The sequence below is a fragment of the Shimia sp. Alg240-R146 genome, from assembly GCF_947331465.1.
GTDB lineage: Bacteria > Pseudomonadota > Alphaproteobacteria > Rhodobacterales > Rhodobacteraceae > Shimia.
Genome location: NZ_CAMZOK010000001.1, coordinates 952170 through 969511 on the forward strand (window position 1 = coordinate 952170; position 17342 = coordinate 969511).

The 17342-nt window shown below is 59.2% G+C and carries 24 protein-coding genes; 8 read left to right on the forward strand and 16 right to left on the reverse strand.

The annotated features are described in order from the left end of the window. Positions 1–65 precede the first annotated feature (65 nt). The gene (locus PG871_RS04555) at positions 66–1028 is read left to right on the forward strand and encodes an NYN domain-containing protein (protein ID WP_270726526.1); all 963 of its coding nucleotides are present in this window, start codon (positions 66–68) and stop codon (positions 1026–1028) included. Positions 1029–1123: 95 nt separating this feature from the next. Here PG871_RS04555 and rpmE read toward each other — a convergent pair whose 3' ends face one another. After that, positions 1124–1345 carry a 50S ribosomal protein L31 gene (gene rpmE, locus PG871_RS04560; protein ID WP_270726528.1) on the reverse strand — a complete coding sequence of 74 codons (222 nt, stop codon included), beginning with the start codon at positions 1343–1345 and terminating at the stop codon, positions 1124–1126. 11 nt (positions 1346–1356) lie between these two features. Then, positions 1357–1731, reverse strand: coding sequence for a 50S ribosomal protein L19 (gene rplS, locus PG871_RS04565; protein WP_270726531.1), 375 nt, complete (start codon positions 1729–1731; stop codon positions 1357–1359). 402 nt (positions 1732–2133) lie between these two features. On the opposite strand from rplS, the gene PG871_RS04570 reads away from it, so the two are divergent. Continuing rightward, a complete protein-coding gene (locus PG871_RS04570) occupies positions 2134–2949 on the forward strand; it encodes a glycoside hydrolase family 25 protein (protein WP_270726533.1) in 816 nt (271 codons plus the stop codon). A gap of 322 nt (positions 2950–3271) precedes the next feature. Here PG871_RS04570 and trmD read toward each other — a convergent pair whose 3' ends face one another. The 11 genes from trmD to ffh all read right to left on the reverse strand — a co-directional run bounded on the left by trmD (position 3272) and on the right by ffh (position 11077). Continuing rightward, positions 3272–4075 carry a tRNA (guanosine(37)-N1)-methyltransferase TrmD gene (gene trmD, locus PG871_RS04575; RefSeq protein WP_270726535.1) on the reverse strand — a complete coding sequence of 268 codons (804 nt, stop codon included), beginning with the start codon at positions 4073–4075 and terminating at the stop codon, positions 3272–3274. Further along, positions 4068–4892: a hypothetical protein gene (locus PG871_RS04580; protein ID WP_270726538.1), complete on the reverse strand. Its 825-nt coding sequence runs from the start codon at positions 4890–4892 to the stop codon at positions 4068–4070. The genes trmD and PG871_RS04580 overlap by 8 nt, the downstream gene beginning before the upstream one ends. 1 nt (position 4893) lies before the next feature. Then, the gene (locus PG871_RS04585; protein WP_270726540.1) at positions 4894–5691 is read right to left on the reverse strand and encodes a hypothetical protein; all 798 of its coding nucleotides are present in this window, start codon (positions 5689–5691) and stop codon (positions 4894–4896) included. 54 nt (positions 5692–5745) lie between these two features. Next, positions 5746–6261 carry a ribosome maturation factor RimM gene (gene rimM, locus PG871_RS04590; RefSeq protein WP_270726542.1) on the reverse strand — a complete coding sequence of 172 codons (516 nt, stop codon included), beginning with the start codon at positions 6259–6261 and terminating at the stop codon, positions 5746–5748. A gap of 121 nt (positions 6262–6382) precedes the next feature. Continuing rightward, positions 6383–7012, reverse strand: a complete 630-nt coding sequence (gene bluB / locus PG871_RS04595) for a 5,6-dimethylbenzimidazole synthase (protein ID WP_270726545.1) — start codon at positions 7010–7012, stop codon at positions 6383–6385. A 17-nt stretch (positions 7013–7029) separates the two neighbouring features. Then, a complete protein-coding gene (gene rpsP, locus PG871_RS04600; RefSeq protein WP_270726547.1) occupies positions 7030–7419 on the reverse strand; it encodes a 30S ribosomal protein S16 in 390 nt (129 codons plus the stop codon). Positions 7420–7523: 104 nt separating this feature from the next. After that, positions 7524–7820, reverse strand: coding sequence for a chorismate mutase (locus PG871_RS04605; RefSeq protein WP_270726550.1), 297 nt, complete (start codon positions 7818–7820; stop codon positions 7524–7526). Next, a complete protein-coding gene (locus PG871_RS04610; RefSeq protein ID WP_270726551.1) occupies positions 7813–8418 on the reverse strand; it encodes a GNAT family N-acetyltransferase in 606 nt (201 codons plus the stop codon). Before PG871_RS04610 ends, PG871_RS04605 begins: the two co-directional genes overlap by 8 nt. Beyond that, positions 8418–8942 (reverse strand): GNAT family N-acetyltransferase, encoded by a 525-nt coding sequence (locus PG871_RS04615; protein WP_270726553.1) that lies wholly within the window; start codon positions 8940–8942, stop codon positions 8418–8420. Before PG871_RS04615 ends, PG871_RS04610 begins: the two co-directional genes overlap by 1 nt. Next, positions 8939–9553 (reverse strand): GNAT family N-acetyltransferase, encoded by a 615-nt coding sequence (locus tag PG871_RS04620; protein ID WP_270726558.1) that lies wholly within the window; start codon positions 9551–9553, stop codon positions 8939–8941. The genes PG871_RS04615 and PG871_RS04620 overlap by 4 nt, the downstream gene beginning before the upstream one ends. Then, positions 9554–11077: a signal recognition particle protein gene (ffh, locus tag PG871_RS04625; RefSeq protein ID WP_270726559.1), complete on the reverse strand. Its 1524-nt coding sequence runs from the start codon at positions 11075–11077 to the stop codon at positions 9554–9556. Positions 11078–11331: 254 nt separating this feature from the next. Between ffh and PG871_RS04630 the strand changes: the two genes are divergently transcribed. Beyond that, positions 11332–11865 carry a prolyl-tRNA synthetase associated domain-containing protein gene (locus PG871_RS04630; protein ID WP_270726561.1) on the forward strand — a complete coding sequence of 178 codons (534 nt, stop codon included), beginning with the start codon at positions 11332–11334 and terminating at the stop codon, positions 11863–11865. Positions 11866–11923: 58 nt separating this feature from the next. On the opposite strand, the gene PG871_RS04635 is transcribed toward PG871_RS04630, so the two are convergent. Together PG871_RS04635 and PG871_RS04640 are read right to left on the reverse strand one after the other, a co-directional pair. Beyond that, positions 11924–12274, reverse strand: coding sequence for a DoxX family protein (locus PG871_RS04635; RefSeq protein ID WP_270726563.1), 351 nt, complete (start codon positions 12272–12274; stop codon positions 11924–11926). Between the two features lie 105 nt (positions 12275–12379). Continuing rightward, complete coding sequence (locus PG871_RS04640) at positions 12380–12922, reverse strand: FMN-dependent NADH-azoreductase (protein WP_270726565.1); 543 nt, start codon at positions 12920–12922, stop codon at positions 12380–12382. A gap of 128 nt (positions 12923–13050) precedes the next feature. On the opposite strand from PG871_RS04640, the gene PG871_RS04645 reads away from it, so the two are divergent. The 4 genes from PG871_RS04645 to PG871_RS04660 all read left to right on the forward strand — a co-directional run bounded on the left by PG871_RS04645 (position 13051) and on the right by PG871_RS04660 (position 16278). Further along, on the forward strand, positions 13051–13932 hold the full coding sequence (locus tag PG871_RS04645; RefSeq protein WP_270726566.1) for a LysR family transcriptional regulator: 882 nt from the start codon (positions 13051–13053) through the stop codon (positions 13930–13932). Then, the gene (locus PG871_RS04650; RefSeq protein WP_270726567.1) at positions 13929–14813 is read left to right on the forward strand and encodes a DMT family transporter; all 885 of its coding nucleotides are present in this window, start codon (positions 13929–13931) and stop codon (positions 14811–14813) included. The genes PG871_RS04645 and PG871_RS04650 overlap by 4 nt, the downstream gene beginning before the upstream one ends. A gap of 62 nt (positions 14814–14875) precedes the next feature. After that, a complete protein-coding gene (locus PG871_RS04655; RefSeq protein ID WP_270726569.1) occupies positions 14876–15703 on the forward strand; it encodes a transglutaminase-like domain-containing protein in 828 nt (275 codons plus the stop codon). A gap of 80 nt (positions 15704–15783) precedes the next feature. Further along, a complete protein-coding gene (locus PG871_RS04660; protein ID WP_270726571.1) occupies positions 15784–16278 on the forward strand; it encodes a ClbS/DfsB family four-helix bundle protein in 495 nt (164 codons plus the stop codon). Here the strand turns inward: PG871_RS04660 and PG871_RS04665 are convergent. Beyond that, on the reverse strand, positions 16250–16612 hold the full coding sequence (locus PG871_RS04665; RefSeq protein WP_270726573.1) for an ArsR/SmtB family transcription factor: 363 nt from the start codon (positions 16610–16612) through the stop codon (positions 16250–16252). The genes PG871_RS04660 and PG871_RS04665 overlap by 29 nt on opposite strands. A gap of 126 nt (positions 16613–16738) precedes the next feature. Between PG871_RS04665 and PG871_RS04670 the strand changes: the two genes are divergently transcribed. Further along, on the forward strand, positions 16739–17038 hold the full coding sequence (locus PG871_RS04670) for a phosphotyrosine protein phosphatase (protein ID WP_270726576.1): 300 nt from the start codon (positions 16739–16741) through the stop codon (positions 17036–17038). Positions 17039–17342 lie beyond the last annotated feature (304 nt).

The window sequence follows — 17342 nt, forward strand, 5'->3', positions numbered from 1 at the left end:
TGTGACCGCTCGGTTAGTTGGTCACCTTCCTGATAAGGATTTTGATTATCAAAAAGATCTAAAAGATGTCCGACTTTTTTGCGCGGCCCGAGGCCGGGTTTTTGATTGCTGTATTGCTCGTTTTTTTGCTGATGATGTTTCTGTTGTCGCGACTTTTGCGGTTCCTTTTGTACCGAGATCGACGGCGTCAACCTGAGGCTCAGCCGGAACCGGCGAAGACCCGAAACACGGTGATCGTCGATGGTTCAAACGTGATGTATTGGAAGGGCGGCGAGCCGAATTTGGACACGTTGATCGAGGTTTTGGACAGCCTCAGGTCAAAGAACCTGAAACTGGGTGTGATGTTTGATGCCAATGCGGGATATCTTGTCTCGGAGAGTTACATGCATGACAGCGCGTTTGCGACGCGACTTGGCCTGTCAGCGGAAAACGTTCTGGTGGTGCCCAAAGGCACGCCAGCGGACAAGACTATTTTGCTGGCGGCACGTGATATGGACGCGCGGGTGGTGACAAATGATCAGTTCCGCGATTGGGCGGAGGAGTATCCCGAAGTGGAAAAGGAGGGGTTCCTGATTAAGGGGGGATATAGGAAGGGGACGCTTTGGTTGGGGCTTGGCGAAGCGGAGATTTCTGGTGCTGCGGGAAATGCGCCCCAAAATGGTGGCAAGGTTAAGGTCGCCGGCGAAGGTGATGCAAAAGCCGCCTTTGCCATTGCCGCTGCGGAGTTGGACCCTTGGCCTAGCAAGGCCGCGTTGAAGGCTGTTCTTGAGGCAGGAGGGCATGCCTTCGTCGAAGGGCCTCATTCGCTACAGGTAAGCGACGCGCCGAGGTTTGTCTTTCAGGACTTGGAAGGTGCGGCAGCGCCTAGTATCGAAGCGCACGGGGATGAAACCAAAGCGCTTGTGGTGACCTGTCGGGATATCTCAAACACACTGTCCGCCGCGAACATCCGCCACCGGTTCGAAGTGTATTCCTATAACGACGCGTTGGCGGCGTATTTGCACCATGACTGGCCGAAGGATTGGTGATGCCTCGCGGCCTTAGGTCAGTGATAGGAGAGGATCAACAAAAAACGCCGCCCCAAATAGGAGCGGCGTTTTGTCGAAACATCTGAAAGCGGTGCTTAGAAGCCCAGGCCTTCGTATTTCTTTTTGAACTTGGACACGCGGCCACCGGCATCCATCAGGCGGGTGTTGCCGCCGTTCCATGCAGGGTGCACGGAAGGGTCAACATCAAGTGCCAGCTGGTCGCCTTCGGCGCCATAGGTCGAGCGCATCTGAACGATCGTACCGTCGGTCATTTTCACGTCGATGAAGTGGTAGTCGGGATGAGTGTCTTTTTTCATGATACCGCTCCTTACGCTTTCTTGGGTTTGTAGTTGGTGTCTTCTGCGATACGTGCGGATTTACCGCGACGTGCGCGCAGATAGTACAGTTTGGCGCGACGGACGCGACCACGGCGAACAACGGTGATGTTGTCGATGTTGGTCGAGTGCAGCGGGAATACGCGCTCCACGCCTTCGCCAAAGGAAATCTTGCGAACAGTGAACGAGCCGGCAATGCCTGCGCCGTTTTTACGGCTGATGCAAACACCTTCGTAGTTCTGCACACGGGTGCGCGAACCTTCGGTCACTTTAAAGCCTACGCGAACGGTGTCACCGGCTTTGAAATCGGGGATGTCTTTCCCCAGAGCGGAAACTTGTTCCGCCTCAAGCTGTGCGATCAGATCCATCTGACCATCTCCTATTTTGCTTGCGGTTGTTCCGCAAAGGTTTGATGCACCTAAGAGCTCTCGGTCTTCTTCCGGGTCCGCAGATGCGCCCGCCAGAGATCAGGTCGTCTTTTCTTGTCGTCATTCGCTGTGTGGTGCACCTGTTCCCGAAGAAAACAACAGTTTTGCAATGCACAGCACGCCCGAACGACTCATACGAGGCGCGGACTTGCGCGTATGTAGGGGAAAGCGGGCCACAGTGCAAGCGGGATTGACTGTGCGGCAGGCGAGATTTGCATCGGCCAAAAGATTGCGCGCCCTACGGTAAGTTTACTGTTCCCAAGGGCCGCAGACCAGCTAGGATTTGAGGGGCGTCCGGCGGTTGGCCTGTGGCGGCTTTGGTTTTGGTTTGAGGTATGTGCGATGCGATTTTCATTGGCCTTCGTGGCGGTTTTGTTGGTTCTGGTGTCCTGTAGCCGCCCGCAGCCCGAACCGGTCACCGCCGCAGACAGGCAAGCTGCGCATCTCAAAGCTGAGGTGGCGCGGCTGGTCACAAGGCCGAAATTTGGCGATTTTGATCCCTATGACTGGGAAGGGCGCGGGCCGCGTGCCTATCCGATCCATGGCATCGATGTGTCGCGCTGGCAGAGTGCAATCGACTGGCGCAAAGCAAAGAGTGCTGGCGTCAGTTTCGCCTTTTTCAAAGCCACCGAAGGCGGCGATTTGGCGGATCCACGGTTTGACGATCATCGCCAGGGCGCGCAGGCGGCAGGGGTGCCTTGGGGCGCGTATCATTACTATTATTTCTGTCGCTCAGCCGAGGAGCAGGCGCGCTGGTTCATCCGCAACGTGCCGCGTGGTGCGGACTTGCCGCATGTTCTGGATATGGAGTGGACGCCGCGCTCCAGAACCTGCACCAAACGGCCAAGCGGAGCCAAAGTGCGCTCGGAGGCGCGCAAGTTTCTGGCGATCCTGCACAAGCACTATGGCGTGCGCCCGATCGTTTACACCACGGTGGATTTCTATCAGGACACCGGTATCGGACAAGTCGGTGGCACAGAGTTTTGGCTGAGGTCCGTCGCGGGGCATCCGCGGGACGTCTATCCCGGAGGCCGTTGGACGTTCTGGCAATATACAGGCACGGGAGAGGTGCCGGGGGTTGACGGTGAAGTCGATATCAATGTGTTCCGGGGCAGTCCGGAAGATTGGGTGCGCTGGCGGGATCGGATTGGTGGGTAGCGCAGTTTTTGCGGTGCGGACACATACCATTGAACGCCGGACTATACTTTTGAGCGCCCACCTATACTTTCCCTTTCCCACCGTTCGGATGCAGGTGGGCTAGGTTAAAGGAGTGGCGCGCATCACTCTCACGAAACGCGTCATGGCAAATGTGGCGACGACCTTGGCTTAAGTCATGACTGTCGACCGCGACCGAAGGTGCCTCACGTGTCCCGGGCTCGTCCCTGTTCTGGACATATTGAGAATGGTCTGGTGGAAGGACCAACCTTCAAAAACAGGGCGCCGTCCGAGCTACCCTCGCCCAGAGCGTACGGTGCCCTGTCTATTTTTTGTTTTGATAAGCTTGCCACATGTCCGGCCGCCGCTCGCGGGTGAGCGCTTCGGCCATGTCGCGGCGCCATTTTTCGACGTTACCGTGGTGGCCTGACATCAGCACATCAGGGATGGCGCGGCCTTTCCAGTCTGCAGGTCGGGTGTATTGCGGATGTTCCAGCAGGCCTGCGGAATGGCTTTCGTCCACGGTGCTTTCTTCGTTGCCCAAGACATCCGGCAGGAGCCGCACGGTGGCGTCGATCATGGCCTGCGCGGCGATCTCGCCGCCGGTGAGGACAAAATCACCAAGGCTGACTTCCATGATGTTGTAGTGATCCAGCACGCGCTGGTCCACGCCTTCAAACCGGCCACACAGCATGGTCACACCGTCCGCTTGGGACCAAGCTCGCGCCATTTGCTGATCAAAGGGGCGGCCGCGAGGGGACAGATAGACCAGGGGCCAGTTGCCACGTGCGCCAGACATGGCGCTTTCGATGGCATTGCCCAGCACGTCCGGACGCAAGACCATACCGGCGCCACCGCCCGCGGGGGTGTCGTCAACGTTGCGGTGCTTGGTCACGCCGAAGTGGCGAAGATTGGTTGTGTGGAGTTGCCACTTGCCATCCTTGAGTGCGCGACCCGTGAGGCTTTCGCCAAGCACACCAGGAAAGGCGTCCGGAAAAAGCGTAATGATCTGGGCTGTCCAGACACCGGACAGGCGTGGATTGTGGTCCATCAACTCGCGCGGCTTGAACGAGGTGGTGATCGATTTGCGCCCGTGGGAGCGGGGCTTTTTGTCGGTTTTGTCACTCACCTTGCAGGCTCCTTTCGTGCGCATCCATCAGGGCGCGTTTGGCCGCGTTGCGGGCCTCCCTGTCGCTGATTTTGCGGTTGAGGTCCAGCAGTTCGTCCAAAATCGGTTGCGGCAGGCGGGTGTTTTCCGGCGCCAGCGGCACCAATGTGTCGCGGGTTTTGGGGGGCACGCCGACGAGGTCCAGAAGGGGCGCTGCCACGCCGAGTGGCAAGGCTTGCCAATGCTCCAGCGCCAGCGGGATCACCGGCACGGGGGCGATGGCCTCGGCCAGTTCCTGCAAGATCGGGCGGGTGTCGGCGACTGGCCCGACGCGGGTTCTGAACTCCTCAAGCGACATGGTGATGCCTGAAGATTTCACATGCTCCCAATACGCACTTCCCAACCATGAATCCGCCTGTCGGGTGGTCATCACGATGCGGACGTCGGCCTGTTGCCCGGATTTCTCATAGCGACGCTGCGCGGATGTCACGATTTCGCGTAGGTTGTCGATGGCGGGGCGATAGTCAGGCACGTCTTCACGGCCCGGCATGTGGCCGGCGAGTTCTTCGGCTGACAGGATCAGGCCACGGCTTTTGTAGGTTGGTTGTTCAGCCCAGTATTCATCTGCGCGCAGGGAAACTTTGGCCAGTGTCAGCGGATCGCGCCACGTGGAGTAACCGCGTGTGGCATGCACCAGTGGGCGGACCTTCCATTTGAGCTGAATGTTGCAGTGCGGTTTCAACAAAGCGCGGTTTTCGCGCAGGGTGCGTTGCAGCGTTGTCGTGCCGGTTTTGTGAAACCCGGCGTGGATGATCAGTGGACGGGTTTTGTCCGCCATGTCAGACGTTACCGGTGAGCCAGATGCGACGGGCTTCAAACTTGGCTTGGGACACGTCTTCGTCGCTGAGGTCGGAGCGGTTGGCCTCTAGCATCGCGTCCAGAAGCTCCTGCGGCATCGAGACGTTTGCGGGTGGCAAAACTTCTAGTCCGCGCCGAGCGCGGCCGGGCATGTCCAATGCATCCATCACTGCAGCAAGCGGGCCGATCGGGCGGGTGCCGGCCTCTTCGAGCGGCGCGCTGACGACTTTGAAAGGGGACACGGTGGCGCGCACCTGATCCACAATGGCGTCAAGGTCGGCGCTGTCGGCAAAAGTGGCGCAATAGTCATCAAAGCTCAGCGTCATGCGCACGGCACGCAGGTGTTGCGCGTAGCAGCTGCGCATCCAGTCCTCAGCTGCACGGGTGGAGAAATAGAAGGTCATGTCGGCGGCGTCGCCAAACGCGGCTTGCGCGGTGTCGGCGATGGCTTTCATCAGCAGGGGCGCCGCGTCGTAGCGGGTCAGGTTACGGCGTCCGGGCATAAGACCGGAGAGGTCTTCGGAACTGAGCACAAGCGGGCGCGGATCGTCGGTGTCGATCTCTTCGAAAACCGCGGCAATTTCGGAGGCAAATTCGGCCAGATCGGCGGGACGGCGACCGGCGGAATAGGCACGGGCTGCCTCGCACGCGCCGATCATGCCCGGACGGGTGAGAAACCGGATATGGCGTTCCAGACGCGGGCGGTTGTGGACCAGCATTTTCTGAACGCTGGTGGTGCCGGTCTTGTGAAAGCCTGCGTGCACAAGGATGCGGATCATGGTGCGCTCCTGTGTAATAAAAACGCGGCCTGAGCTACGGGGCGATCATGCATGTCAAAACAGTCCCTCAGGCGGGTCGGTGATGATGCGGCCTGCCGATATGTCGACTGTGGGCACCGCGACGCGGGTGAAGGGCAAAAGAACCGTTGATTTGAGCGCGGCTCCCTGAATTTCCAGAAGGTCTGTGGCGCCGTGGTTTTGGACCGACTTCACGGTGCCAAGCAGCGTGCCGCCGGTGTCGCGCACCTCAAGGCCGACGAGATCCGTGTAGTAGTATTCATCGTCATCCGTGTCGGGCAGGCGGGCGCGGGGCACATAGAGTTGCACCCCTTTGAGGGCATCGGCCTGTTCCTTGGTGGAGATCCCCGAGAGGCGGACCGAGAGACCGTTTTTCACGACACCAAGAACTGTGACTTCGAATTCCATTGCGCCGTCGCCGGTGATGAGCGGGGCATAATCCGCGATGGCTTCGGCCTCGGCCGTGAAGGATTTCAAACGGACGTCACCGCGCACGCCATAGGCGCCGCCGATGGCGCCGACGCAGATCATGTCGGGATCACTGTTGGTCATGGGTTTGGGCCCTTTTTGGTCTTGTAGACTGTTTTGACGGATTGGGGGGAATGGCGCAAGGGAGAGGCGGTGTTGGCGACCGCAGAAACCTGTGAGCCGGACGCAAGGTCGTGGGCCGGTGTCAGCGGGTTTGCATTTCAAGCCGGGCGTCGCGGTCTTCCCAACCGACTTTGGCCAACTCAGGTGTGTCAGAGGGCGCCTCGGGCCAGCCGACGCAGAGATAGGCCACCAGAGACCAGTCAGCCGGTATGTCCAGATCGCGGTTGAGCTGGTCAGGATCAAGGATCGAGACCCAGCCGACACCGAGACCCTGTGCGCGGGCTGTGAGCCAGAACTGGGTGACTGCGCCAACCACAGAATAACGGCGCATCTCGGGCATGGTGGCGGCGCCGAGGCCAGCGCCCTTGGGCGTGGCTTCGTCGCAATAGATTGCCAGCTGCACCGGCGCTTCGCGCATGCCGGACAGTTTCAGGCGCGCATAGAGCGCGGCGCGGTCGTCGGAATAATCCGACAGCGCAATCGCATTGGCAGATTGATAATTCTTGAGAGCGGCAGCACGGGCAGCGTCGGATTGGACGCGTACAAGGCGCCAAGGTTGGCTGAGCCCCACCGAAGGGGCCAGCAAAAACGTGTCGAGGCACTCCGACAGGAGTGCCTCGTCCACTGGATCCGAGCGGAAGCGGCGCACATCGCGCCGCCACATCATGAGCCGTGTCAGGTCGTCCCGGAAATCTGGCGTAAACTCTGTCATTCCGGTGCGGGCCTAACTTATTCTTCTGCGGCTGCTTCTTCTGCAGGCGCGGCAGCGGCTTCGGCTGCGTCAGCCGCTTTGGCGGCTTTTTCTTCGGCGCGGTCTTGCGCTTTTTTGCCGGGCTCAGCTTTCTTAGGGTTGCTGCGCTCGGTTTTGGCGATTGTGCCAGCCGCTTCGAGGAAACGTGCAACACGGTCGGTAGGCTGCGCGCCTTCGTCGAGCCAGTACTGAACGCGTTCCATGTCCAGTTTTACACGCTCTTCGCTGTCTTTAGGCAGCAGTGGGTTGTATGTGCCGAGCTTTTCGATGAAGCGGCCGTCACGTGGCATGCGGCTGTCCGCAGCTACAACACGGTAGAAGGGGCGCTTTTTGGAACCGCCGCGGGCGAGACGAATTTTCATAGCCATGGGTGTATCTCCTATAATGGCGTTTGCACCGGGGTGCTTTGGTAGTTGCACCAGCACGGTGCGGGTTGGTGTCGAAGGACCGAATTCAGCGGCCCAACGGTTTGTTATTCCTGATGCTTCTTGTGGTGCTGAATGACCTCAGCGATGATGAAGTTCAGGAAATTCTTGGCAAATTCGGGATCCAGATTGGCCCGTTTTGCAAGGTCTTCAAGACGTGCGATCTGTTTCGCTTCGCGAGCCGGATCGGACGGGGGAAGGTCGTGTGTGGCTTTGAGCTTGCCAACAGCCTGTGTGTGTTTGAACCGCTCGCCCAGCGTATAGACGAGGATCGCATCGAGGCGGTCGATGCTTTCGCGGTGCTCTTTGAGCACGTCAGCGGCGCGGGTAGCTGCGTCAGTCAAGGGCGTAGCCTTTCGGTTTGAACATCGGGTCGGCGTAGTGGCTGATTTCCATTTCGATGGCGTCGCCGATCTGCGTGGTGCGCAGGGTTTCGGGCGACGGGTGGCGGTAAACCACATCGTGACCATCGACGGAGGGTGCGGACTTGTCTTTTTCGGCGCCAAGGCGTTCGGCCAACCGGATGGAATCCAGATTTTTCGGGTCGATGTAGGACACGGCCCCATCCCAGCCGAGGTCGTCATAGAAATAGCGACGCACGGCGTTGGTGGCTTCGAGTGCATAGCCGTGACCGGCTTTTTCCGGCCAGATGATCCATGCGATTTCACGTTCGGGCCATTGGGCGGGCATCCAGCCGCCGGCCATGCCAAGCGTTTCGTCGGTCTCTTTGTCGTGGATCATCCACATGCCGTAGCCGCGAATGTTCCAGTGGCCGATTTCAGCCGCATAGAGCATCCAGGTCTCATAGGCATTCAGCGGCCCGCCCATAAAGCGGGACCGGTAAGAGGCAAATGTGGCTTTGAAGTTCGGGTAGTCCTCGGGCTCGGGGCCGCGCAGGACAAGGCGTTTGGTTTCCAGAACGGGGATATTGCGCGTGGCCATTATGCAGCCTCCGTCACTGGGTGGCGATAGATCAGGCAAGGTTTGCCGGTAAGTTCGCCCTCGCATTCCAATGTCGCGCCAAGCCGTTCAGCCAGCGCAATGGAGCGATGGTTGTCGTGGCGGATATAGCTGATCGGGGCAGGCACGTTGAAGTTTTGTGCTGCGTATGTACGGGCGGCGAGAGCCGCCTCATAGGCGATGCCTTTGCCCTCAAAGCCGTCAAACACGTGCCAGCCGAGTTCTGGTTCCCGCCAGCCGACATGGTTGATGATGCCAACGCCACCACATTGTTTGCCGGTTGCTTTTTCCTCGACCATCCAGAGGCCATATCCGCGCAAAGCCCAGTGGCCGACGACGCCGATGATGACGCGCCAGCATTCGTGGCGGGTGGTTTTGGGGCCGCCAACCCAGTGGCTGCGTTCGCCTTGGTTGAAGGCAAAGACCGCATCGAGGTCGCTTTCGCGGTAGCCGCGCAGGATCAGGCGGTCGGTTTCAACGGCGGGAATGTTCAGTGAGAGGCTCATGCGTAGGCCTCCATTCCGCCGTCGGCGATGTCGTTTGGGGACATGTGACGCCAGATTTGCAACTCGCCATAGCGTTCGTGTTGAAACACGCCATCCTGACGTGCGCCCAAACGTTGGGCCAGTTTGCGAGAGGCGGTGTTTTGCGGGGCAACCAAGCTGATCACGGTTTGCCAGCCAAGCACGTCGTAGGCATAGCTGCGCGCGGCGGTGGCTGCTTCGGCGGCAAACCCGCGTCCTTCGAAGCCATCAAACAGATCCCAGCCGATTTCAGCTTCGGGCCAGCCATGCGGGAACCAAAGGCCGATATTGCCAACGGGAGTGTGCGTGTCGCGGGCTTCAACGATCCAGCGGCCGTAGCCACGCAAAGTCCAGTGGCCGATTTCGGTGGCCAAGACCCGCCATGACTGTTCGGCTGACAACGGCCCGCCGACAAATTTGGATCGGTCAGACGCGAAAAATGCCGCCATGTGTTCGGCGTCGGATGCGCGGGGCGCGCGCAGGATCAATCGTTCGGTTTCCAGAGTCGGCACGACCGCTGCCAGCTGAGCAGCCAAAGCTGCTGCTGGATCAGAGGCGGATGCCTCATGAGGATATGCCGATGTCTGTGTCATTTACTTCTTTTTGCCAAAGCCGGACAGGCCCGGGGGGAGCCCCATGCCGCCGCCGAGACCAGGCAGGCCACCCGGCATACCGCCTTTGCCGCCCATGGCTTTGGCCGCGGCTTCGAGCTGTTTGGGGTCCATCTGGGTGGGGTCCATGTTGGCCATGTCCGCGCCATCTTTGCCCATCATGCCCTTCATCGCCTGTTTCAGCATGCCGCCTTTGCCCATTTTGCCCATCTTCTTCATCATGTCGCCCATCTGGCGCTGCATCTTGAGAAGCTTGTTCAGGTCAGACACTTCCATGCCGGAGCCCTTGGCGATGCGCTTTTTGCGGCTGGCTTGCAGCAGCTGCGGGTTGGCGCGTTCTTTTTTGGTCATCGACTGGATCATGGCGATCTGGCGGACGATCATTTTGTCGTCAAAGCCTGCGTCCTGCACACCTTTGGCCATTTTGGCCATGCCGGGCATCATGCCCATCAGACCTTCCATGCCACCCATCTTTTGCATCTGCTCCAGTTGGGATTTCATGTCGTTCATGTTGAAGCGGCCTTTGATAAAGCGCTTCATCATGCGTTCGGCCTGTTCGGCCTCGATTGTTTCTTGAGCTTTCTCAACCAAGGCAACGATGTCGCCCATGCCAAGAATGCGGCCGGCGATGCGGTCGGGCTCAAAGGTTTCGAGCGCGTCCATCTTTTCGCCAAGGCCGACGAATTTGATCGGCTTGCCGGTTACTGCGCGCATCGACAGCGCAGCACCGCCACGGCCGTCACCGTCCATACGTGTGAGGACCACGCCAGAGATGCCGATCTTGCCGTCAAATTCTTCGGCAACTTCGACCGCCACCTGACCTGTGAGGCCGTCGACCACCAGCAGGGTCTCGCGCGGGTTGACGGCGTCGCGGACGTCTTCGACCTCTTGCATGAGGGTTTCATCGATCTGCAAACGACCGGCGGTGTCGAGCATGTAGACGTCGTAGCCGCCAAGCGTCGCCTGTTGTTTGGCGCGTTTGGCGATTTGTACGGCGGATTCACCTGCCACGATGGGCAGTGTGTCGACGCCGATCTGGGTGCCGAGCACCTGCAGCTGTTGCATCGCGGCCGGACGATAGATGTCGAGCGAGGCCATCAGCACGCGCTTGCCGTCTTTTTCGGACAGGCGTTTGGCAAGTTTACCGGTGGTGGTGGTTTTACCGGAGCCTTGCAGACCCACCATCAGGATCGGCGCGGGCGGGCTGTCGATTTTGAGCGCACCAAGGTCGGCATCGTCACCGCCTGCCAGCACACCTTTGAGTTCGTCGTGCACGATCTTGACGACTTGCTGACCGGGTGTGACGGATTTGGTTACGGACTGGCCCGTGGCTTTTTCTTGCACGGCTTTGACAAAGTCGCGGGCAACGGGCAGCGAGACGTCGGCCTCAAGCAGCGCGACGCGAACTTCGCGCAAGGCGGTTTTGACGTCATCCTCAGACAGGGCGCCTTGTTTGGTGAGGCGATCAAAGACGCCGGAAAGGCGTTCGCTTAGATTTTCAAACATCGCTTTGCGGCTCCTTAGCACCGTTTCCAACCTTGGCCCGTAGATAGGTACGAACCGCCCAAACGCCAATGTCCCCCATGGGCGCGACGCGCTGATGGGGGGCGATCCCGGCCTAAGCCATGGGACCGGAAGTTTGACAGACTCCCGGAGTTGGGTGCGCGTTTACGCTTGAGGCGCGGGAGAGTCAAGCGTGGCGGGTGGATATGGCTTTTGCGGCAGGCTATGAGTGGCGGGATCAATAGGGAGTGCGCGGGATGGATGCGTCGTCACAATTTCAGGACAGTTTGCCGGTCAGTTCGGATGCGTTGTTGGAGCAGCTAAGCGGGTGGGAAATTGATGTGACGTTGCACTCCCATGTGCCGCTGCGCACGGTTGAAGATGCGAAATCGGTGGAAGCGGCGATGGCAGTCGAAGGTGAGGCGGCGTTTCGGGTGAAGAACCTGTATTTGCGGGACAAGAAAAAGCGCAATTACCTGGTGACGCTGGAACAGGATCGCGAGATTGACTTGAAGGCGCTTGGAAAACAGTTGGGCGTCGGTGGCCTGTCGTTTGGGTCGGCGGACCGGCTGTTGGAGATGCTTGGCATTCGCCCCGGAGCGGTGAGCCCGCTGGCGATGGTGACGGGAGCTGAGAAGGGCGTGCGGTTCATCATCGACAGCACGGCGCAAGATGCGGAGCGGATTTATATGCATCCTTTGGTGAACGACCGGACGGTGGTGATGGATGTTGCGGATTTGTGGGCGTTTATGGACCGCGTTGGGGTCACGCCGGAGTTTTTGGAATTTTAGTCAAAAAGACCGGCTGCAACAGACATCGCAGCCGGACTTTGTTTTTAATGGTCGAGTTTTAGGCGCTCAGAGGGTTCTGGTCGCGGTGGGCATACGCCACATAGGCCGCGATCACACCCAGCACCAATGCAGGCACGGCGGATGGACCGAGGATCAGCAGGTGAGTCAAAACAGCCCCGATCATGGTGCAGACCAGAAGCGCTGCGCCGATCAGTTGCTTGCCGGGCAGCCACAGCAGGATCGCGCAGCCGATTTCAAGGGCGCCTGTGACATAGCGGAACCATTGGCCAACGCCGATGGCGTCAAAAGTGCCAACCATCATTTCCTGACCAGAGAGTTTGGCCAGACCTGCGGCGACAAAGGCCAGCGTCAGCAGCGCCTTTGCGATGAGGAGGATGTATTTTTGCATGTGTCGTGTCCCAAGTTCGTGAGTGGTTGTTTTGTGGGGCGAGAGCGTAAAGGCTCCCGCCAGAGGGAAAAAGCGTATCTGCGCACAGAGATGGTGCGGAAGCGCTCAGGCGGCTTTGGCGTCGACCACGGCGCCGTCCTTGTCGAGGATGGTCACGTCGGTGATGCCGACAAACCCGAGAACAAAGCGCAGGTAGTCCGAGGCAAAGTCAAAGTCCGAGCCCAGCTGGGTGCCGCCGGTTGCGATGGATATGATGGCCTTTTTGCCTTCAAGAAGGCCCTTGGGGCCGTTTTCTGTATAGGCGAAGGTCACGCCAGCGCGGGCGATCTGATCGACCCAGGCCTTGAGCACAGCGGGGATTGCAAAGTTATACAAGGCGGTGCCGATAACGATGGTGTCCGCAGCTTGCAGTTCCGCAACCAATGTGTCGGAGATTTCCAGCGCGGCCTTTTGAGCGTCGGTGCGGTTTTCTTCGGGCGTGAAGGTCGCGGTGGTGAAGGTCTCATCCAGAAACGGCAGGCCGTCGGCCAAGTCGCGGCGAACAACCGTATCGGCGTTGAGCTCGGTGACGAGGTCAGCAGATTTCACGCGCGAGACGGAATCGGCGAAACGGGCGGAGGCATCGATGTGCAGGACAGTCTGGGTCATTGCTATGTTCCTTGGTGGAGTGTTTGTTCAACTGAAGGAACATTTAGACATTGCAAAATTTCACACAACTGCACTAATAGCGAACACTGTGTTTAAAAATGCACAGTGACGACAGGACGAGGGACAGTATGGACAACTGGGATGAAATCCGCACCGCTTACCAGGTGGCGCGCTTGGGCACGGTCAGCGGCGCGGCAGACGTGTTGGGGGTGCACCATGCCACGGTGATCCGCCACATCGACTCGTTGGAGGCCAAGTTGGGCCTAAAGCTGTTTCAGCGTCACGCGCGGGGATACACGGCGACGGAGGCCGGGCAGGACCTGATGCGAGTGGCGCAGGCGACAGATGACCAGTTCGGCCAACTCGAAGGCCGCATGAAAGGCCGTGGCGAAGATGTGTCAGGCGAATTGGTGGTGACGTCGCTGGGCGGCTTTGCGCCCCTGTTGGCGCCGGTATTGGCAGAGTTTCAGGCCGCGCATCCGGATTTGATGGTGCGGTTCTTGACGGGAGATCGCGTGTTCCGATTGGAGTACGGCGAGGCGCATGTGGCGATCCGGGCCGGTGTGGGCGAAGAGCAGCCCGACAACGTGGTGCAGTCTCTGGCCGAGTTGCCGTCGGCGTTGTTTGCGTCCGATGCCTATATCGCGCGGTGGGGCGTTCCCAAGGACGAGTCGGATTTGGTCAATCACCGGTTTGTTGGGCATGACAACGAAGAAAGCCGCGCGCCATTTTATCGGTGGCTCAAACAATATGTGCCGCGGGAAAATGTGACGTTCCGCTCGACTTCGGATCGCGGAATTGCCGCAGCTATCCGATCCGGTGCGGGACTTGGATTTTTGCCGCAGTGGTCGGCAGAGAGTGAAGAGGGGTTGCAGCAAGTGCTGCCGCCGCGCCCCGAGTGGGCGGTGCATGTGCGGCTTGTGACCCACGTCGATTTGCACAGAACCACCAAAGTGCAGACCTTTTTGAGTTTCCTGAAAGAACATGCTCAGGAGTGGCAGGCGCAATGAGCCGAGCGGCGCGTGGGCATCTGGCGATGCTGTTGTTTTCCGCCCTTGTGGCAGGGTCGTTTTCTCTGGGCGGGATGGTGGCCAATGATGTGGCGCCAGCGGCCCTGAATGCGGTGCGGTTTCTGATCGCTGGGGCGGTAATCGGGGTGGCAGCGCTGGCCACAGGTGGGATTCCGTCAGGCAGCTTTCGTGCGCCGTGGCGGTATCTGGTGCTGGGCGGACTTTTCGCGATCTATTTTGTGCTGATGTTTGAAGGGCTGAAGACCGCGCATCCTGTGAGCACGGCGGCGGTGTTCACATTGACCCCATTGATGTCTGCCGGATTTGGCTGGGTGTTGTTGCGCCAGATCACCACGCGGCGGATGGCGGTGGCGCTGGCTATCGGCGCAATCGGAGCCCTGTGGGTCATCTTTCGCGCCGATTGGGCGGCGTTTTTGCGGTTTGAGGTTGGGGAAGGCGAATTCTACTACTTCTGGGGCTGTGTGGCCCATGCCGCCTATACGCCGATGGTGCGCAAGTTGAACCGGGGCGAGCGGCCGGTGGTGTTCACCTTTGGCATGTTGATGGCGGGGCTGGCGGTTTTGACGGTGTTTGGCTGGGGCGACATTCTGGCGACAAACTGGACCGGACTGTCACCGCTTGTTTGGGGCACCGTGATCTATTTGGCGATATTTGCCAGTGCGTCGACATTTGTGTTGTTGCAATTTGCGGCCCTAGAGCTGCCGAGTGCAAAGGTCATGGCCTATACCTATCTGGTGCCGACGTGGGTCATCTGCTGGGAATTCGGGCTGGGGAACGGGGCGCCGTCGGGATTTGTTTTGATTGGCGTGGCGCTGACGATTGGGGCCTTGGTTTTGTTGCTGGAAACGGATGCGTCTTGATCCTGTCATGTAACCTACGTAGGCCTGAAAAAACTCTCTGAAAGACCTGAAAGGCGCGTTTCATGATATCTCTGGACGTCACTCGTGATTGCCGAGACGATGCCGTTTTGGTGGCGCCGCTGGGGCTGAGCACGCCGGATGTCGCGCCGGTCTCTTTGAACATCAGGGGTGGATCGCAACGGGTGGTTTTTGATCCCGGCTGCGGGCAGGGGGCGGTCGAAGTTGTGCCGGAGGCGGACCACATCAGCTTTCGGTGGCAGTTTTCGCGGGGCGGGGCCGATTATCCGGAAGCGATGTTTGCCCAACGCGACAGCCGCTACACCCGCGCGGCCACGGAATTGGCGGGCGAAATGCGAGACATCGTGGCCGGCGCTGCACATCAGACCGAGGCATTGCAGCGGATTGCGGCGCATGTCACAGCGCTTTTCCAATATGGGCACGTGGAGAAGCGATTTTATGAGGGCCTTGATGAGATGCCCCAGTTGTGCGGCCTGACGCGTGGGTCCTGTGTGGACATCAATGCCTATCTGATCGCGGGGTGTCGGGCTGTCGGCATCGATGCAGGGTATGTCACAGGCTATTTCATCCCTGAGGAAAAGCGCACGTCGTGCACGGACATGCATTGCTGGGTGGTGACCCGTGCGGATGGCATTGTTCAGGAATGGGACATCGCGCACCATCTAAAAATGGATGTTCGGGAGATTGCCCCTGCATTGAACCCCAAACCCGGGGTTCGGGTGGCGATGAGCCATTCGATGGGGCGGAATTTTCCGGATCTGGATGTGGCAGATTTGAAGCTTCTGGCGGAACCGATGTGGAAGCTGAAAGGCGGGTCGTGGGAGCGGGCCGTTCTGGATATCCGGCTCGATGGGTATGACGCGCTGTTGTAGTGCGCTGCCCGTTTGATGTGGCGCAAAGCAAGGTAGAGGCTGTTGCGGTAGAAACGTATGGGTTCTTGAGGGAGACCAGGATGCCTGCTGCGACCAATAAAGCCGATCTGATTGCCGTTGCTGAAAAGGAATTCGCCAAACTTGACGGATTGATGAAAACCGTTTCGCCAGATGTTGCGCGGAGGCCATTTGAAGACGGCTGGTCGATCCGCGATGTTGTAGTGCATCGGGCACATTGGATTGATTTGTTCCTTGATTGGTATCGCGACGGACAAGCGGGCGAGACCGTTTATTTCCCGGCCAAAGGATACAAATGGAACGATTTGAAGACCTATAATGCGCACGTTCTGGCGGAACGCGCGGGCGTCGATTGGGCGGCGGCCCAAGTCGAGATGAAGGCCGCACACGCGCGGTGGACGGGTTTGGTGTCGTCACTGGATGAGGTGCAGCTTTATGGCGGCCCGATGAAAGGCGCCAACAACACGTGGACCACCGGGCGCTGGGCCGAGGCGGCGGCACCGTCGCATTACCGGTCTGCGGCAAAGTTTATTCGGGCGTGTCTGCGGGCGGCTTAGAATTAGGGTCGGTGAGTTCGGTTTCCAGAAACCGCTCAAAGGCGTCCAGATTGACGGGCTCAAACTGACCAAAGCCCTGCATCCAGACCGATGCGGCGCGCAGCGCGTCTGGTTCGAGCTTGCACCATTTCACCCGCCCGCGTTTTTCCTGAGAGATCAGACCGGCATTTGCCAGTATCAGCAGATGTTTGGAAATCGCGGCGAGAGACATTTCAAACGGCTCTGCCACGTCTGTCACGGCCATATCATCCTCAAGCAGCATCGAAAGGATCGCGCGACGGGTTGGATCGGCGAGGGCGGAGAAGACTGTATCAAGAGCGTCAGTGTGGGTCACGTCCTTGGGGTAGCGGTGTGGCGTGGGGTGGTCAAGCCAATGGCGTCGTTGAAGCGAGTGCGCTAGAGATCGCGCAGGGGAGGCGCATGTATGGCGAAGGTACTGTTTATATGTGGAAAGGCGAGGATGCGCAGTCCGACGGCGGCGCAGGTCGCGGCGGAAGTGTTTGGCGTTAAGGCGGACTATGCTGGCCTGAGCAAAGACGCGGACGAGCCGATGACGCCGGAGCATCTGGAGTGGGCGGATTTGATCGTCGTGATGGAGCGGCGGCAGGTTTCACGGCTAAAAGGGCTCTTTGGGGCGGTGCCTGCGGGCAAGAAGGTGGTCAGCCTCGGGATTGCGGACAAGTACGCGTTCATGCAGCCGGAGTTGGTCGAACTGCTAGAGGCGAAATTGCCAGCGGTTCTGACCCGAGTGGGCGGCTAGTTCTTGGAACCTCGGGCGCAAGTGTGCGCAATCGAAACGAAATGCAGCGCGTCGTGATACAGCAAAAAGCGCCGTACATTGAGGTGTCGGTAGGAGGAGAGCGCGATGGCCCAAAGATCCGCAAACGCGAAACTCAACCAAATCGTTGAATATACAAAAGGGGGCGAACTTTGCCCTGACGAGGCCTATCGATGTATGCGGCGGCGAATTTACATCTGAAATTAGTGTTTTAAAACATGGAACTAACCTGCGTCGTCCTGTCCGATCAATGTCATTGACTCATACCCTTTGCCGCAATAGCACT

Bases quoted from the DNA above. Each gene is read 5' to 3' on its own strand.
- PG871_RS04580 (WP_270726538.1), bottom strand. From the start codon at position 4,892: ATGGCGGACAAAACCCGTCCACTGATCATCCACGCCGGGTTTCACAAA.
- PG871_RS04650 (WP_270726567.1), top strand. From the start codon at position 13,929: ATGAGCCGAGCGGCGCGTGGGCATCTGGCGATGCTGTTGTTTTCCGCC.
- PG871_RS04555 (WP_270726526.1), top strand. From the start codon at position 66: ATGTCCGACTTTTTTGCGCGGCCCGAGGCCGGGTTTTTGATTGCTGTA.
- PG871_RS04645 (WP_270726566.1), top strand. From the start codon at position 13,051: ATGGACAACTGGGATGAAATCCGCACCGCTTACCAGGTGGCGCGCTTG.
- PG871_RS04570 (WP_270726533.1), top strand. From the start codon at position 2,134: ATGCGATTTTCATTGGCCTTCGTGGCGGTTTTGTTGGTTCTGGTGTCC.
- rimM (WP_270726542.1), bottom strand. From the start codon at position 6,261: ATGACCAACAGTGATCCCGACATGATCTGCGTCGGCGCCATCGGCGGC.
- rpmE (WP_270726528.1), bottom strand. From the start codon at position 1,345: ATGAAAAAAGACACTCATCCCGACTACCACTTCATCGACGTGAAAATG.
- PG871_RS04635 (WP_270726563.1), bottom strand. From the start codon at position 12,274: ATGCAAAAATACATCCTCCTCATCGCAAAGGCGCTGCTGACGCTGGCC.
- PG871_RS04630 (WP_270726561.1), top strand. From the start codon at position 11,332: ATGGATGCGTCGTCACAATTTCAGGACAGTTTGCCGGTCAGTTCGGAT.
- PG871_RS04660 (WP_270726571.1), top strand. From the start codon at position 15,784: ATGCCTGCTGCGACCAATAAAGCCGATCTGATTGCCGTTGCTGAAAAG.
- PG871_RS04610 (WP_270726551.1), bottom strand. From the start codon at position 8,418: ATGGCCACGCGCAATATCCCCGTTCTGGAAACCAAACGCCTTGTCCTG.
- PG871_RS04640 (WP_270726565.1), bottom strand. From the start codon at position 12,922: ATGACCCAGACTGTCCTGCACATCGATGCCTCCGCCCGTTTCGCCGAT.
- bluB (WP_270726545.1), bottom strand. From the start codon at position 7,012: ATGACAGAGTTTACGCCAGATTTCCGGGACGACCTGACACGGCTCATG.
- ffh (WP_270726559.1), bottom strand. From the start codon at position 11,077: ATGTTTGAAAATCTAAGCGAACGCCTTTCCGGCGTCTTTGATCGCCTC.
- PG871_RS04615 (WP_270726553.1), bottom strand. From the start codon at position 8,942: ATGAGCCTCTCACTGAACATTCCCGCCGTTGAAACCGACCGCCTGATC.
- PG871_RS04585 (WP_270726540.1), bottom strand. From the start codon at position 5,691: ATGATCCGCATCCTTGTGCACGCAGGCTTTCACAAGACCGGCACCACC.
- PG871_RS04670 (WP_270726576.1), top strand. From the start codon at position 16,739: ATGCGCAGTCCGACGGCGGCGCAGGTCGCGGCGGAAGTGTTTGGCGTT.
- PG871_RS04620 (WP_270726558.1), bottom strand. From the start codon at position 9,553: ATGACACAGACATCGGCATATCCTCATGAGGCATCCGCCTCTGATCCA.
- PG871_RS04655 (WP_270726569.1), top strand. From the start codon at position 14,876: ATGATATCTCTGGACGTCACTCGTGATTGCCGAGACGATGCCGTTTTG.
- rpsP (WP_270726547.1), bottom strand. From the start codon at position 7,419: ATGGCTATGAAAATTCGTCTCGCCCGCGGCGGTTCCAAAAAGCGCCCC.
- rplS (WP_270726531.1), bottom strand. From the start codon at position 1,731: ATGGATCTGATCGCACAGCTTGAGGCGGAACAAGTTTCCGCTCTGGGG.